The following is a 15,184-nucleotide window of genomic DNA, read 5'->3' as shown; positions in this document are numbered from 1 at the left end:
GTCGCCGTTCGATCGGTCGGGGCCAGATGTCTTCTCTGAAATCGCTGAACGTCCTGCTGGTTGACGACAATCAGAACATGCGGGCCATCACGTCCGCCGTCCTGCATTCCGCCGACATCCGCAACGTCCGCGAGGCGGACGAGGGGGCCAGCGCCTTCGACCTCCTGCGTCGCCACCCGATCGACCTGGCCATCGTCGATTTCAACATGTTCCCGCTGGACGGGGTCGAGTTCACCCGCCTGGTCCGCACCAGCGCCGACAGCCCCAATCCCTATCTGCCGATCATCATGATGACCGGCCATTCCGAGCGGGCCCGCGTCTATGAGGCCCGCGACGCCGGGGTGAACGAATTCATCGCCAAGCCGATCACCGCCAAGGCCGTGCTGGATCGGCTGAACGCCGTCATCCTGCGGCCCCGCGCCTTCATCAAGAGCGACGGCTACATCGGCCCCTGCCGGCGGCGTCGCGATGCGCCGGACTACGCCGGGCCGTTCCGCCGCGGCTCGGACGCCTCGCGGTCCAGCGCCGCATAGACCGTGTCCGGCCAGCGCTTGTGGACCCAGAACCAGTCCACCGGATGCTCTCTCACCCGATCCTCGACGAAGCGGTTGGCGGCCTGGATGCCCGCCAGGACGTCGGCGGCCTTGTCCCCGCTGCGGCCGATGCCGATCGGCGCGTGCGCCGTGACCCGGAACCGCGCGCCGGGCAGCCGCACCACCGACAGCGGCAGCATGACCGTGTCGAACCGCGCCGCCAGCCGCGCCGCTCCGGGCGAGGCGTTGACCGGCTGGCCGAAGAACTGCACCTCCGGCCCCTGATTATATTTCTGATCGACCAGCAGGGCGATGGAATCGCCGCGCTTCATCCCCGCCATCAGCTCGCGCGTGCCGTCGCCCTTGGGCGCGAACAGGCGCACGCCGTACCGCTCCCGGTTCTTGCGGATCAGGGCGTCGACATAGGGATTGTTCGCGGCGCGATACGTGACCTGGCACGGCACGCCCGCCGCCATGATGACCGCCGCCATCACCTCGAAGTTCGCCAGATGGCCGGAGATCAGCACCGCCGGCTTGCCGCTGTCGCGCAGCGCATGCAGCCGTTCCATGCCGACCACCTCGACCCGGCCGCCCTCGGGCGTCAGCTGGTCCATCACCGCCAGTTCGGCGAAGGTGCGGCCCGTCTGGTTCCACTGGGCCAGCGCCAGGGCCTCGCGCTCGGCCTCGTCCATGTCGGGAAAGGCGATGCGAAGATTGCGGATCACCGTCTTCTGCGTGCCGGTCAGCGGGCCCAGGGTGCGCAGCAGCCAGCCGCCCAGCCCCGACGCCCGCTCCACGCCCAGCAGTCGCAGAAATCCGAACAGCGCCCGGAAGCCAAGGGCCTCCAGACGCCAGATCAGATCCTGCCTCACGTCTTTTGCGCCGCCGCCCTTAGGGCTGCTCGAACGCGCGTTTTCACCAGGCAATCGTCAATCCACCGTCCACCACGAGGGTCTGTCCGGTCACATAGGCCGAGGCAGGGCTGCACAGATAGACCGCCGTGCCCGCGATTTCATCCGGCTGGCCGATCCTTTTCAGCGGCGCGGGCTCCGTCACCGTCTTCAGCAGCTCGGGGTTCTCCCAGAGATATTTGGCGAAGTCGGTCTGAACCAGGCCCGGCGCGATGCAGTTGACCCGCACGTTCGACGCCCCCCACTCCACGGCCAGGTTCCGCACCAGCTGCATGTCCGCCGCCTTGGAGATATTATAGGCGCCGATCAGCGCATTGCCGCGAAGCCCGCCGATGGACGAGATCACCAGGATCGCCCCGTCCTTGCGCTCCACCATCTGCGGCGCGACCATCTGGATCAGCCAGTGGTTCGAGATGACGTTATTCTGCAGGATCTTTTCGAACTGATCGTCGGCGATGCCCGCCATCGGCCCGGCGTAGGGATTGGTCGCGGCGTTGCAGACCAGGATGTCGATCCGGCCGAAGGCGCTGTTCGTCTCGTCCACCAGCCGCTGCAGTTCCTCCTTGGAGGCGATGTTGGCGGGAACGGCGATGGCGCGGCCCTCGCCATACTTGCCATTGATCTCGTCGGCGACCTCTTCGCACGGCCCGGCCTTGCGCGACGAAATGACGACCTTGGCGCCGTGTTCGGCCAGCCGTTCGGCGATGGCCTTGCCGATTCCGCGCGACGAGCCGGTGATGATGGCGACCTTGCCGGTCAGATCGAACAGTTCCATTGCGTTTCCCGTATGTTTCTGCGGGGATATTTATCGCCCCGCTCTAGCCGAATGACATTGATAGCCTGATACTCAGGCGATTCCATCCGGGAGTGGCCGACCGCCAGCCGATGCGCAACGTAACAACGGGCTTTCTGTATTTCGCCTATCTGTTCCTCGGCATGACCGTGGGCGCCTTCCTGTGGCGCGCGGGTCTGGGGATCGGCGCGGGCGTGGCCGGAACCCTGGGCGCGCTGGGCCTGCTGGGCGCCTTCCACGGCATCGTCACGGGCATCGCCGAGCGCCGCGCCCTGAAGAAGGAGATCGCCCAGGTCCGCGAGGCGCACCGCCTGCTGGCCGATGCGATGGAATCGACCCAGGGCGCCCTGACCGAACTGGCCCACGCCATCGAGAGCGGCGTCCTGTCCGACACCGACGCCCTGACCGGCGAGGTTCGGATGCTGGAATCCCTGGTCCAGCAGATGAGCGAGAGCATCGACGAACGGCTGGCGGCCGCGCCCCACATCGGCGTCGAAACCTTCGAAGGCCGTCGTCAGGCCCAGTCGAACGTCCTGCTGCGCACCATTCACGAGGCGCTGAGCGAAGGGCGCGTGGACCTGTATCTGCAGCCGGTCGTCTCCCTGCCGCAGCGCCGGACCATCTTCTACGAAAGCTTCACCCGCCTGCGCGACGCCACCGATCGGGTGATGATGCCGGCGGAATATCTGTCGCTGGCCGAGGGCGAGGGGCTGGTGCCGGCCATCGACAATCTGCTGCTGTTCCGCTGCGCCCAGATCGTGCGGCGGCTGGCGCGTCAGGATCGCAAGGTCGGCGTCTTCTGCAACGTGGCCCTGACCTCGCTGGGCGACGAGACCTTCTTCCCGCAGTTCCTGGACTTCCTGTCCGAGAACCGCGACCTGAACCAGGCGCTGATCTTCGAGCTGGGCCAGGCGACCTTCGATGCGCGCGGCGCGGTCGAGGCGCGCAACATGGCCAAGCTGGCCGACCTGGGCTTCCGCTTCTCGCTGGACAAGGTGCAGACGCTGGACCTGGACTTCGCCGACCTGCAACGCTCGGACGTCAAGTTCATCAAGGTTGCGGCCGACCTGATGATCGAGCAATTGCTGGACCTGGACGGCGGCGCGCCCTTGCGCTCCATGCCCGACATCCAGGCCGCCGATTTCGCCGGTCTGACGCGCCGCTACGGTGTCGAGGTCATCGCCGAAAAGGTCGAGAACGAGCGTCAGGTCGTCGACATCCTCGAACTCGATGTCGCCATGGGCCAGGGCCACCTGTTCGGCGAACCCCGAGCCATCAAGGAACAGGTCCTGGCCGAAACCGATCCCCCGGCCGACTTTCTGCGCTCCACCCTGCGCAGCGCCGAACAGCGCCGGCGTTTCAGCTGATTGCCGATCCTGCCTCCTCCCCACGCCGTGGGGAGGAGAGATCGCGCCGACGGATCAGCCGTGCGTCTGATCCCAATACCGAACCGCATCGGCGTCGCGGGCCGACAGGTCGGGGTAGGCGGGGTCAGAGCCGACATCCGGCACCCGGCGCCATGAGCGGGCGCATTTGGGATGGTCGGCGACGGCGACCGTGACGGCGATGGTTTCGCCCTCGACCAGTTCAACGCCCGAGGTGCGGAAAATTTCGGCCGCATCCAGACCCTCGAACGGCGCAAAGGCCGTGGCCGGCGCCGTGACGGTCGGCCAGGCGTCAAGCGCGCCGCCGATCAGCTTTTCACGACGCGCGGCTTCCAGCGCTTCGTTGACCTCTTCCAGAACCGTGTTGATCGCGGCCCAGCGTTCGGCCTCGGCCGGATTGCTCCACTCGGCGGGCGTTTCCGGGATGACGCGGGCGCAGTTGGTCCCGGCCTCGGGAAAGCGGGTGGTCCAGGCCTCTTCCATCGTGAAGGGGGTCAGGGGCGCCAGCCAGGCGGTCAGGCGGGCGAAGACTGCGTCCATCACCGTGCGGGCGGCGCGACGTCGCAGGCTGTCGGGCCGGTCGCAGTAGAGGGCGTCCTTCCTGATGTCGAAATACAGGGCCGACAGGTCGCCCGAGCAGAATTCCAGCACCGGACGGACCACGTCCTGGAACCGATATTCGGTGTAGGCGGCGCGGACCTGGGCGTCCAATTCGTGCAGGCGGTGAAGGATGAACTTCTCCAGCGGCGGGAACTGGTCGTAGTCGGTCAGGCGTTCGCCCTCGTCGAAACCGGCCAGGGCGCCCAGCAGATAGCGGACGGTGTTTCGCAGCTTGCGATAGGCGTCGACCGTGGTCTGCAGGATCTGCTTGCCGATGCGCTGGTCGTCCGAATAGTCGACCAAAGCCACCCACAGACGCAGGATGTCGGCGCCGGATTCCTTGATGACCACCAGAGGATCGGTGGTGTTGCCCTTGGATTTGGACTGTTTCTCGCCGTTCTCGTCCAGGGTGAAGCCGTGGGTCAGAACCGCCTTGAACGGGGCGCGGCCGCGCGTGCCGCAACCCTCCAACAGGGAAGACTGGAACCAGCCGCGGTGCTGGTCCGAGCCTTCCAGATAGAGGTCGGCGGGCCAGTGCGCCGGGCGGTTTCCGGCATAGCCGTTCTCTGGCAGGCGCGGGTCCAGGGTGAAGGCGTGGGTCGAGCCGCTGTCGAACCAGACGTCCAGGATGTCCTCGACCTTTTCGTAGCGGGCCGGGTCGTGGGCGCCCAGGAAGTCGCTGTCGGGCGCGGTGAACCAGATGTCGGCGCCGTGTTCGGCGATGGCGGCGACGATGCGCGCATCGACCTCGGGATCGTGCAGCGGATGCCCCGTCTGCTTGTCCATATACATGGCCAGCGGCGTGCCCCAAGCGCGCTGGCGGCTGACCAGCCAGTCGGGACGGCCCTCGACCATGGAGCGGATGCGGTTGCGACCGGCGGCGGGGTGGAAGGCGGTGTCGTCGATGGCCTGAAGCGCCGTTTCGCGCAGGGTGTCGCCCGATTTCAGCGGTTCGTCCATGCGGATGAACCATTGGGGCGTATTGCGGAAGATGATCGGCGCCTTGGAGCGCCACGAGTGAGGATAGGAATGCTCCAGCCGTCCGCGCGCGAGCAGATTGCCCGCCTCGATCAGCTTTTCCATCACCGCGCCATTGGCTGGGCCGAACTTGCCGGTCTTCTTGCCTTCGGTCTCCAGCACCTTCAGCCCCGCGAACAGGGGGACGTGGTCGTAATAGGCGCCGTCGGGATCGACGGTGTCGGGCACCTCGTGATGACCGTGGGCCTTCCAGACCTCGAAGTCGTCGGCGCCGTGGCCCGGCGCGGTGTGGACGAAGCCCGTGCCCGCGTCGTCGGTGACGTGATCGCCGGCCAGCAGCGGCACCGAGAAGCCATAGCCGCTGTCCAGCGCGGCCAGCGGGTGGGCGGCGACCAGACCCGATGGATTGACGTCATAGACCCGCGTCCAGGCGGCGACCTTGGCGGCCTTGAACACCTCTTCGGCCAGCTTGTCGGCGATGATCAGCCGGTCGCCCGGCGCGGCCCAGGGCGCGAACTCCAGCCCTTCATCCATCGCCGTGACCTCGTACAGGCCATAGGCGATCTCGGGGCCGTAGGAGATGGCGCGGTTGGCGGGGATGGTCCAGGGCGTGGTCGTCCAGATGACGATGGACGGAGTGTTGGAGCGGAAGGCCAGCAGATCGTCGGGATGGTCGTCCGAGACGCCCGTGACGGGGAACTTGACCCAGATCGTCGGGCTGACGTGGTCGTGATACTCGATCTCGGCGTCGGCTAGCGCCGTGCGTTCGACCGGCGACCACATGACGGGCTTGGAGCCGCGATACAGCTGGCCCGAGTTCTTGAACTTGTGGAATTCGGCGACAATGGCCGCCTCGGAGGTGAAGTCCATGGTGGCGTAGCGGTTGGCGAAGTCGCCGGTGACGCCCAGCCGTTTGAACTGGTCGCGCTGAAGGTCGATGTATTTGCCGGCGTAGTCGCGGCAGGCGCGGCGGAACTCGTCCTTGGACACCTCGTCCTTGCGGCGGCCCTTGGCGCGGAACTGTTCCTCGATCTTCCACTCGATCGGCAGACCGTGGCAGTCCCAGCCGGGGACATAGTCGACGTCATAGCCCAACAGGAACCGGCTGCGGACCACGAAGTCCTTCAGCGTCTTGTTCAGCGCATGGCCGATGTGGATGTCGCCGTTCGCATAGGGCGGGCCGTCGTGCAGGACATAGAGGGGGGCGTTCTGCTTCTGACGCTCGGCGCGCAGGGTTCCATACAGGTCGCCCCACTGCTCCAGGATCAGCGGTTCCTTCTGCGGCAGGCCGCCGCGCATGGGAAACGGCGTCTCGGGCAGGAAGACGGTGTCGCGGTAGTCGCGAGCGGTGGTTTCGGTGGGGGCGTCGGCCATGGGGTCGTCTCGGCGTCTAGATGTGTCGTTCGCTGTTCTCTTCACCCTGATGGGCGGTCGTCCCGGCGTGCACGGGGCCAGATGGCCCTGAAGCGCTACGCCGGGCGGCTAATCGAAATCAGGCGAAGGAAGACGCGGACGTTCATTGTGCGGGCGGTCTAGCAGACCGATGCGGCATTGCGCCATCCCGAAGCGCGACCGTCATCAACGGAAACGAAAGGCTTTTGCCGTTTTGTGACGCCAAGGATCGGCCGAAATCCAGTTCGGCCGACGCAATGATCGTTTGGGAGTTCCCGCCGATGCGGCTGCGGATCACGAAATGGATGCTGGGTCTGGCCGCCGGTCTGGCCGTCTCGGCCGGCGCGGGCGCGGCCCTGGCGCAATGCGGATCGGGCTGCGAGCCGCCGCCCTGCACCTCGTGCGAACCGCCGCCTCCGCCCGAACCGCCCTGTGGCGGCGGCGGCGGCAATTGCGGCGGCGGGGACAATGGCGGCTGGAATGGCGGTTGGAACAACAACGTCAATAACAACAACAACGTCAGCAACACGATCAACAACAACGTCAATGTGAACGTGAACCTGGGCGCGAACGCCAATGCGAATGCGGGCGCCAACGCCAACGGTTACGGCAACGCCGGCGTGCGGTCATATCTGAACGCTCGCGCCGGCGGCTTCTCCGGCGGCTACGGCAGGGGCGGCGGCGCGGCCTATATCAGCGTGGACCAGCCCTATCCGACCACGATCCAGGGTCTGGCGGTCGAGGGCATGGTCGCCCAGACGGTTCGCACCCCCTACAGCGCCTTCCGCAGCATGATGAAGCGCGTCGTCATCCAGGCCGTCTGCATCGACGACCGCCAGGTGCCGCACCCCGCGTCCCAGGTGCGGCCGGATCGCGAGATCGCCGACGGGTTCGAGGGCGAAATCTATCGCTGCCTGTCCGGCACCTGGCTGCAGGCGACGCTGGCCGACTACGAAGGCAATGTGAACTTCGACCACGGCACGACCCTGACCTGCCGCAAGCACGAGGCCCTGTGGTTCGGGAACGGCGGCAAGCTGGAATGCCGGCCCGAGAAGCCCGAGCGGGACTGCAACGAGCGTTCGCTGCTGCGTCGCTACGGCGCCGGGATCAAGATCCTGACGATGTATCGCGAAGAGGAATACACCGAGTACCGCGAAGAACAGGTCGAGAGCGCGACCGTCCTGACGGGCGCCATCACCCTGGACGGCGGCGTCGGCGGCCGGGTGTTCTGAACCGCAGGCTGACGGTCCCGTTCAGCCGCCGCTCAGGCGACGGATGACATGATCGGATGCGTCGGCGCTCCGTCGACGATCCTGAAACGACTGGCCCCGGCCCGCGATGCGAGCCGGGGCCTTTTTGTCTGGCCTATTTTGCGGCGGCCTGCGCGGTGACTTCGGCCCGCCAGGCGGCGTCGGGCTTCAGATACCGGCGCGCCAGGGCCTGAAGATCGGCGGCGGTGACGGCTTCCAGGGTCGAGAGCTGGTTGCGCGTCTGGTCCAGACCGGCCGGATCGGACTGGGCCTGGGACAGTTGCGTCAGCCAATAGCCGTTGTCGGCCATGTTGCGGCGGATGCGTTCCACCGCCGGGCGGCGGGCGCGATTCAGCTCGTCCTCGCTGACGGGATGGTCGCGCAGGTCGGCGGCGATGGCGTCCACCGTCTCGAACAATTTGGGCAGGGCCGCCGGCGGCGTCTCGGCGGTCACGGCGATATAGCCATAGCCGGGGAAGACGTTGGACGAGGTGGAGCCGGCGCTGGGCGAATAGGCCAGACCCTGTTTCTCGCGGATCTCGTCGTTCAGTCGCAGTTGCAGCACGTCCGACAGGATCGACAGCTGACGGGCCGTCTTGCGGTCGTGGACCTGGTCGGTGGTCGGCCAGGCGATGAAGCCCAGGGCCTGTTCCGCCGGGCCGGTGTGGTGCAGCTGAACCGGCGTAGCGGTCGGCGCGGGGAATTTGCGCTCGGTCGAGCCGGCGGGCGGCGTGGGCGCCGCACCGCGCGGGGGCAGGGCGCCGAAGGTGGAGCCGACGGCGGCGATGACCGCATCGACATCCACGTCGCCGACGACCGTGATCTCGACCGGACCCTGGGCCAGGGCCGAACGGACGCCGTTGCGGACGTCGTCGATCTGCATGGCGGCGACCTGTTCGGCCGTCGGGGTGGTTTCGCGCGCGTCGCCGCCGGTCAGCAGGCCCGAGGCGTCACGCTGGAACACGCCGCGCGGCGTGGCGCCCAGCTGGGCCAGGATTTGCGGAAACAGGGCTTTCGTCTGTTCGAACGGCGCGGCGCGCAGGCCGGGATCGGTCAGATAGGCGGCCAGGACCTGAAGCTCCAGCTGCAGGTCGGCGGGCTTGGTCGCGCCGGAGAAGACATAGGCGTCGGTCGCTTGGTTGACGGCGGCGCTATAGGTGCGGCCGCTGAGGACGCGGTTCATCTCGTCCAGGCTGAGCTTGCCCAGACCACCGGCGGTCAGGATGGTGCTGGCCATCGACACGGGCGTCAGCCGGTCGGCGGGCAGACCCAGTTCGCCCAGACCCGTTCGGGCGCTGACCAGCACCTGATCGGCGCGGAAGTCGGTCTTCTTGATGTTCAGCAACGTGCCGTTCGGGAAGCGGACCAGGGTGGCGCCCAGGTCGGCGACCTCGCTGCGCGCGGCCGGCTGGGCCGGTGCGCCGAAGGCGTCATAGGGCCACTTCAGCTCCGCCTCGGCGGCGCGGGCCTGGACGGGGGTGTTGCGCGACGCCTCCAGCGCGGCGGTGACGGCGGCTTCGCCGCCCTCGACCGGGACCGGAGAGCTGAACAGGACCAGCGGACCCTGGCCCTCGAACACGGCGCGGGCGGCCTGATCGACCTGGGCCACGGTCAGACCTTCTACGGCCTTGTTGAACAGGTCCAGATTGGTCTGGGGCGCGCTGAAGACCTGTTCGTCGTTCACGGCGCTCAACAGGGCGGACGCCAGCGCCGGGGTCGAGCGCGTGGCGGCCGAGGCCACGGCGTTCTGAAGCGCGGTGCGGGTGTTGACGATCTCGCGCTGCAGCTCGGCCTCGGTCACGCCGTACTGGGCCAGACGACGGCTTTCCTGCTCGACCGTCTCCAGCGCCCGTTTCCAGCCGCCGGGATTGAAGGCGACCGACAGGGTGCCCGCGTCCAGACTGTCGAACAGCGACTGATAGCCGGCCCCGGCGCCGATGAACGGCGGATTGTCGGCGCGGGCGATCTCGCCCAGGCGGCGGTTCAGCACGGCCAGCCCCAGGCCGCGACGAATATCGGCCTCACGCTCGGCGACGGTGTCGGGGCTCAGGTCGGGGGCCTTGATCCAGTTGATCTGGATGGAGGACTGGATGCCCGGCTCGACGATGATGCTGGTCTGGGGCTGGCGTGCGGCGACGGTTCCCAGATCGGGCTCCGGCCCGTCCGGGGCCTTGGGCGCCCAGTCGGCGAAGGCGGCGCGCACCTTGGCCTCCATCGCATCCACGTCGAAGTCGCCCACGGCGATGAAGGTCGCGCGCGAGGGGCGATAATAGGCGTCGTAGAAATCGACGAAACGCTGGCGCGGCGCGGTGCGGATGACGTCCAGGTCGCCGATCGGCAGACGCTGCGACAAGCGCTGGCCCGGCGCCAGCAGGCCCAGCTGTGTCTTCAGCACGCGGAACTGCGGCGTATCGCGGGTGCGTTCCTCGCCGACGATGACGCCGCGCTCCGAATCGATGGCTTCGGGCGCCATCAGGGCCGCCGAGATCATTTCGCGCAGGATGTGCAGGCTGGGATCGACCGTCTCGTCCTTGGTGTTCGGCAGCTCCAGCATATAGGCGGTCTGGTCGAAACTGGTGAAGGCGTTGGTGTCGGCGCCGAAGGCCAGACCCAGCCGCTCCAGAATCCGCATCATTTCGTTCTCGGGCACGTCCTTGGTGCCGTTGAAGGCCATATGCTCCATGAAGTGGGCCAGACCCTTCTGGTCGTCGCGCTCCATCAGCGAGCCGGCGTCGATGCGCAGGCGGAACGACGCCTGACCGGGCGGGGTCGCATTCTTCAGCAGGGCGTAGCGCATCCCGTTTGGCAGCAGGCCGTAACGCACGGCGGGATCGGCCGGAATGTCGCTGGCCGCCTGGGCCCAGGGGTTCGACGGCGCGACTTGGCTGGCCGAGGCGGCGACGGGCGCCGCGCCTTGCGCCAGAGCGGGGAAGGCCCCGGTGGTCAGGGCCAGTCCAGAGACGGCGACGAGCAGCAGATGGCGCGCAGAACGCATGGGATCACTCCGAAACCGCAACCCCGGATGGCGCGGTGTCGGATGTGTAAAGCGAGCTTGCCCTTTTCGGCAAGGCGGCGCGGCGAACCTTACAGACTTGTCATCTTCGATCAGCCGCCGGGGCGGCTGATGTAGAAGGTGGCGGTGTTGCCCACGGCGTTCGTGCCGACGACGGCGGTTCGGCCGGAGCCGACAGTGGCGTTGGTGGTCGCCGTCACATTGCCGGTGTTGGTCTGGTTGTTAGTGATGTTGACGTCGCCGCCGCATCGCGAACAGGCGTAGCCTGTCACCGCATTGCCCACCGCATCGGCGCCGACATAGGAATCATAGCCGTTGACGCCGACATACGTAGCGGTCGCCTCGACCCCGCCGGTGTTCAGCTGGGTATTGTCCAGCTTCAGATAGATGTCGTTGTTGCCGGCGACCGTCTCGTTGGCGACGCTGCGGGCCGCCAGCACGGTCTGGCCTTGCAGATTGGTCTGGACGCGAGCGTTGGATCGGACCCGGCCGGCGTTGGACTGATCGACGTTCGCCAGCATGGAGCCGCCGGCGTTGGTCATGATCGCCTGGTTGGCCCCGGCGTTGGCGCTGGCGGTCAGATTCCAGGCGTTGTCGACATAGACGTCGGTGCTGGCCTCGACGGTGGAGGGGGCGTTGGACTGGCGCACCGCCAGATCCTGATGCGAGGCGCCGTTGGTGTTGGTCTGGACCACATTGGCCGCCGACTGCGCGCTGAAGGCCGCCGGGGCGGGGATGTATTGAACGTCCGCCACCGTCTCGGACTGGACGCTGGTTTGGGCGCGCTGGTCGATGACGCCGGTCAGGGACGACGAGGGGCCGCCCATGGCCACGGTGTTGGCGGCTGCGGCGCTGGAGACGAAGCCGCCTTGCAGCATCCGGCCGGTGGGGGCGCGCACGACGCTTTGCGCGCGGACCTGATCACCCGTCGTCGACTGGTCGGCTTCCACGGCGAAGGTCGCGCCATTCGTCGTGACGCCGAGATAATTGCCGCGCGCCTGGGTCGTCACGCTGACCTGACCGTCGGCCGCGCCGTTCAGGTCGACATTGCTTTCGGCGCGCGCAGAGCCCGTCATGGTCTGACGCGACACCAGGCCGGCGGAGGCAGACGTGACCCCGCCCGCGAGCGCATTGCCCTGGGCGCTGGTGATGACGGTCAGCTGATCGACCGTCTGGTTCAGATCGATCTGGCCCGTGACGTCGGCGGACTGGGTCTGACGGCTGAAACAGGCCTCGCCCAGCGCGAGATCGCAGGCGGGGGTCTGTTGGGCGTTCGCCTCAGTGGCGAGAACGGCGAACGTCGCCGTCGCGACCATCATGCCAGCGAGACGGATCGGCGCGGGTTTGGCCATTGTTCGTCTCCTGAGTGGGATAGGCCGGATAATAGCCGCCGGTCGGACCGACGGTGGAGCCGCCAAGCGGATCGTTGGCGGGGTTGAGGCAGATTTCGGGGCCGGGCGCCCCATAGAGGTTGGCCATGAACTCGACCGTGGCCCGTTCGACCAGGGCGCGCACGGCCAGTTGCACCGGCTCCATCCCGCCGGTTCCGGCCGAGATGTCGAAGACGTTGCCGTTCAGGAAGTCGAAGACCCCGGCTGAAATCTCGCGGCCGATGATCTGTTTCTGATACGAGACGACATCGACCACTTCCAGGGTGGTGGTCTGCACCAGGCGCAGGTCCATGGCGATGTTCATCACATAGACGCGGTGGTTCAGCATCGTCGAGCCGGGGCGGGCGGAATCCACCTCGCCCTGACCGATGTCGATGCCGCCGGAGCGGATATTGTAGTTCACCTCGGTGATGCCGCCGACGACATAGAAGTCGGAGCCGGGCACCTGGCCGGCCAGGATGCGGCGGTACTGGGTGTCCTCGGGGTTCTGGGCGTCCGGCGCATTGTCGCCGATCAGTTTGTTGTTGGCGTAGCGCAGCTCAAGCTCGGAGACCGAGGTGTCGTAGCGTTCGACGATCCGCGCGCCGGCCTTGGCCAGGGCCGAGTTCGCCATCAGGGAGGCGCCGCCGGTGATCTGGCGGCCGCCATCGGCCGAGACGGTGCCGGTGTAGTCGCTGATCCGGCCCACGGCCATGCGCGGCGAGGGCAGGTTGTAGCGGCGGGCGTAGTCGGCCAGGCAATACAGGGCGGCGGAATAGGGCGTCGGATTGGCCGTCACCGGCGCATTGCCGATGGGCTTGGCGTATTGGCCCGAAGGCCCCGCGACCGGACTGACGCAGCCGGCCAGCAGCAGGGCGACAGCCGAGGCGGCGGCGCCGCCCTTGATGAGATGACGACGGCTCATGGCAGGTTGATGTTCCCGTTCAGGGCCGTGCCGGCGTTGACCGCGCCGGTGTTGGTCTGGTTCGAATTGACGATCACGGTGTTGCGGTTGCCCTGCACCACCACGTTCAGTTGGTTGCCGATGGCGGTGGACCCGCCGATGGTCGTGCCGCCGTGATTGGACGATCCCGCGCCGGCATAGGCCGAGGCGACCCCGCCCGACTGGCTGGAATAGGACGAAGCGCCGGATTGAATGATGCCATTGACGATCAGGCGATTGCCGTTGGCGTCGCGGGTGTAGCCCGTCGTGGGCGAGGTCGCCGCCGAGCGGGCGCCGCCATAACCTTGCTGGAAACGAGACGCGCCGCCCGAGCCGGTCGACTGCGCGACGGCCGGAACGCTGGCCAGGCCGGCGAGGGCCGTGACGGCGGTGGTTAGAAACAGCCTCTTGACGGCCACTGGTCGGTTCCTCGCGCAGACAAATCGCGGACCCCTGTTCGGCGATCCGCAGCCACCCTTGCATTAAGGTTATTAAGAAGCGCTTGATGTCGTCGGGGCTGCTGCGCATCTGTGACGAATGTCACCGCCCGGTCGATTCGAAGCTCCGCAGCCCGGAAACCCGCCACGCGAGCCGATATTCAACGTGCCGTTGGTCGCGTTGCTGATCGCCGCCTCGATCCCTGTGCTTTACTTTTTTCAACGCGATCTGCCCGACCTGGGCATGAGCATGGCCTTCGTCCCCGCCGATCTGCAGCAGGGGCGATGGAGCGGGCTGCTGACCGCCATGCTGCTGCATGGCGGCTGGGCCCATGCCTGGATGAATGCGATCGGCGCCCTGGCCTTCGGCGCGCCGGTCGCCCGTCTGCTGGGGAATCGAGCGGGACCGATAGTGTTTCTGCTCTTCTATGTGGCGTGCGGGGTGCTGGCGACGCTGGGCTATGGGCTGATCCACTGGGGTTCCGCCGCGCCGATGGTCGGGGCGTCGGGGGCGGTGTTCGGCCTGATCGGCGCGGCGACGCGGCTGATGGGCGTTCCGCCCGGCGGCGGGGTGCTGGCGCTGACCGATAGAAGAGTGGTCACGGCCTCGCTGGCCTGGATGGGCGTCAACGCCCTGACCGGCCTGATCGGCTTTGCCCCCGGCGCGGATGGGGCGGGTATCGCCTCGGAGGCCCACGCGGTCGGTTTCGTCGTCGGGCTTCTGGCCATCGGCCCCCTGGCGCGGGCGTTCGGCCGCCGGGTCGAGCGTGCGCCGGCGAGGGGCTGAACGCCGGTTTGCCTCGCCGGCCGGGTTGAGCGATCATCGCGCTCAGATGCGGCCCTGTCGCCATCCCGGCCCCGTGGTCGCTTCTCTATAGACAGAGAAGGGGCCGCGATGTTCGTCGCCGAAATCCTCAAGACCAAGGGAAACACCGTCTTCGCCATCGCGCCGGAGCGGACGGTGGCCGAAGCCTGCGCGGCGCTGGAGCAGAAACGGGTCGGCGCCCTGGTCGTCTGTGATGGCGACCGTGTCGCGGGCGTGTTTTCCGAACGTGACGTGGTGCGGGCCCTGGCGGCGGACGGGGCGGCGGCTCTGGATCGGCAGGTCGCCGACTATATGACCACTACTGTGATCTTCGCCGAACCCAGGGAAGAGATGTCCGCTCTGATGAGCCGGATGACCGACCGGCGCATCCGTCACCTTCCGGTGCTGGAGGCCGAACGGCTGGTGGGCGTCATTTCTATCGGCGACGTCGTGAAATGCCAGATCGCGGAACAGGCCCAGGAGGCTGACAGTCTGCGGTCCTATATCGCCGGCTGAGGTCGGGCAGGGGCTGGCATGTGACGGTTTGGCGACCGTTGTATTGCCAGTTTTTTCGAAAATCCCGAGATTCTACTTGCTGCGGAAAATGTGTCCCCGTATAGGGCTGCCTCGCTCGGGAACGGGCTGGCCTTTCGGGGCCTTGGGGGCTGGTTCTCCGGGGTTTTGAGGGGAGCGGGGGTTGAGAAACTTCTTGCTTTCCTGGGTTGGTTTGATTAGTTTCCGCGCTTCAATCGAATCGCCGGTTTGGTGAAGGGG

12 protein-coding genes are annotated in these 15,184 nt (G+C 67.3%); 5 read left to right on the top strand and 7 right to left on the bottom strand.

The window, feature by feature from the left end:
• Positions 1–26 precede the first annotated feature (26 nt).
• On the top strand, positions 27–533 hold the full coding sequence (locus SH203_RS07260; RefSeq protein WP_087120220.1) for a response regulator: 507 nt from the start codon (positions 27–29) through the stop codon (positions 531–533).
• Here the strand turns inward: SH203_RS07260 and SH203_RS07255 are convergent.
• Positions 479–1,405, bottom strand: a complete 927-nt coding sequence (locus tag SH203_RS07255) for a lysophospholipid acyltransferase family protein (RefSeq protein ID WP_087120219.1) — start codon at positions 1,403–1,405, stop codon at positions 479–481. The genes SH203_RS07260 and SH203_RS07255 overlap by 55 nt on opposite strands.
• Before the next feature lie 43 nt (positions 1,406–1,448).
• Positions 1,449–2,219, bottom strand: coding sequence for an SDR family NAD(P)-dependent oxidoreductase (locus SH203_RS07250; protein WP_087120218.1), 771 nt, complete (start codon positions 2,217–2,219; stop codon positions 1,449–1,451).
• A 110-nt stretch (positions 2,220–2,329) separates the two neighbouring features.
• Here SH203_RS07250 and SH203_RS07245 point away from each other — a divergent pair, with 110 nt between their 5' ends.
• Positions 2,330–3,604, top strand: a complete 1,275-nt coding sequence (locus tag SH203_RS07245; protein WP_087120645.1) for an EAL domain-containing protein — start codon at positions 2,330–2,332, stop codon at positions 3,602–3,604.
• Positions 3,605–3,658: 54 nt separating this feature from the next.
• Here SH203_RS07245 and ileS read toward each other — a convergent pair whose 3' ends face one another.
• Positions 3,659–6,574, bottom strand: coding sequence for an isoleucine--tRNA ligase (ileS, locus tag SH203_RS07240; protein WP_087120217.1), 2,916 nt, complete (start codon positions 6,572–6,574; stop codon positions 3,659–3,661).
• Between the two features lie 299 nt (positions 6,575–6,873).
• Between ileS and SH203_RS07235 the strand changes: the two genes are divergently transcribed.
• A complete protein-coding gene (locus tag SH203_RS07235) occupies positions 6,874–7,824 on the top strand; it encodes a hypothetical protein (RefSeq protein ID WP_234989419.1) in 951 nt (316 codons plus the stop codon).
• 133 nt (positions 7,825–7,957) lie between these two features.
• Here the strand turns inward: SH203_RS07235 and SH203_RS07230 are convergent, their stop codons facing one another.
• The 4 genes from SH203_RS07230 to hfaA all read right to left on the bottom strand — a co-directional run bounded on the left by SH203_RS07230 (position 7,958) and on the right by hfaA (position 13,587).
• On the bottom strand, positions 7,958–10,837 hold the full coding sequence (locus tag SH203_RS07230) for a pitrilysin family protein (protein WP_087120216.1): 2,880 nt from the start codon (positions 10,835–10,837) through the stop codon (positions 7,958–7,960).
• Between the two features lie 110 nt (positions 10,838–10,947).
• Positions 10,948–12,207 carry a holdfast anchor protein HfaD gene (gene hfaD / locus SH203_RS07225; RefSeq protein ID WP_234989418.1) on the bottom strand — a complete coding sequence of 420 codons (1,260 nt, stop codon included), beginning with the start codon at positions 12,205–12,207 and terminating at the stop codon, positions 10,948–10,950.
• Entirely contained in the window at positions 12,134–13,150 is a 1,017-nt protein-coding gene (gene hfaB / locus SH203_RS07220) for a holdfast anchoring protein HfaB (protein ID WP_087120214.1), read from the bottom strand. The genes hfaD and hfaB overlap by 74 nt, the downstream gene beginning before the upstream one ends.
• Positions 13,147–13,587, bottom strand: coding sequence for a holdfast anchoring protein HfaA (gene hfaA, locus SH203_RS07215; protein ID WP_087120213.1), 441 nt, complete (start codon positions 13,585–13,587; stop codon positions 13,147–13,149). Before hfaA ends, hfaB begins: the two co-directional genes overlap by 4 nt.
• 184 nt (positions 13,588–13,771) lie before the next feature.
• On the opposite strand from hfaA, the gene SH203_RS07210 reads away from it, so the two are divergent.
• Complete coding sequence (locus SH203_RS07210; RefSeq protein ID WP_234989417.1) at positions 13,772–14,392, top strand: rhomboid family intramembrane serine protease; 621 nt, start codon at positions 13,772–13,774, stop codon at positions 14,390–14,392.
• A gap of 108 nt (positions 14,393–14,500) precedes the next feature.
• Positions 14,501–14,926, top strand: a complete 426-nt coding sequence (locus SH203_RS07205) for a CBS domain-containing protein (RefSeq protein WP_087120212.1) — start codon at positions 14,501–14,503, stop codon at positions 14,924–14,926.
• Positions 14,927–15,184: the final 258 nt, after the last annotated feature.

Source organism: Brevundimonas sp. SH203 (assembly GCF_002157625.1).
GTDB lineage: Bacteria > Pseudomonadota > Alphaproteobacteria > Caulobacterales > Caulobacteraceae > Brevundimonas.
This window is presented reverse-complemented; position numbering and strand designations above follow the sequence as displayed.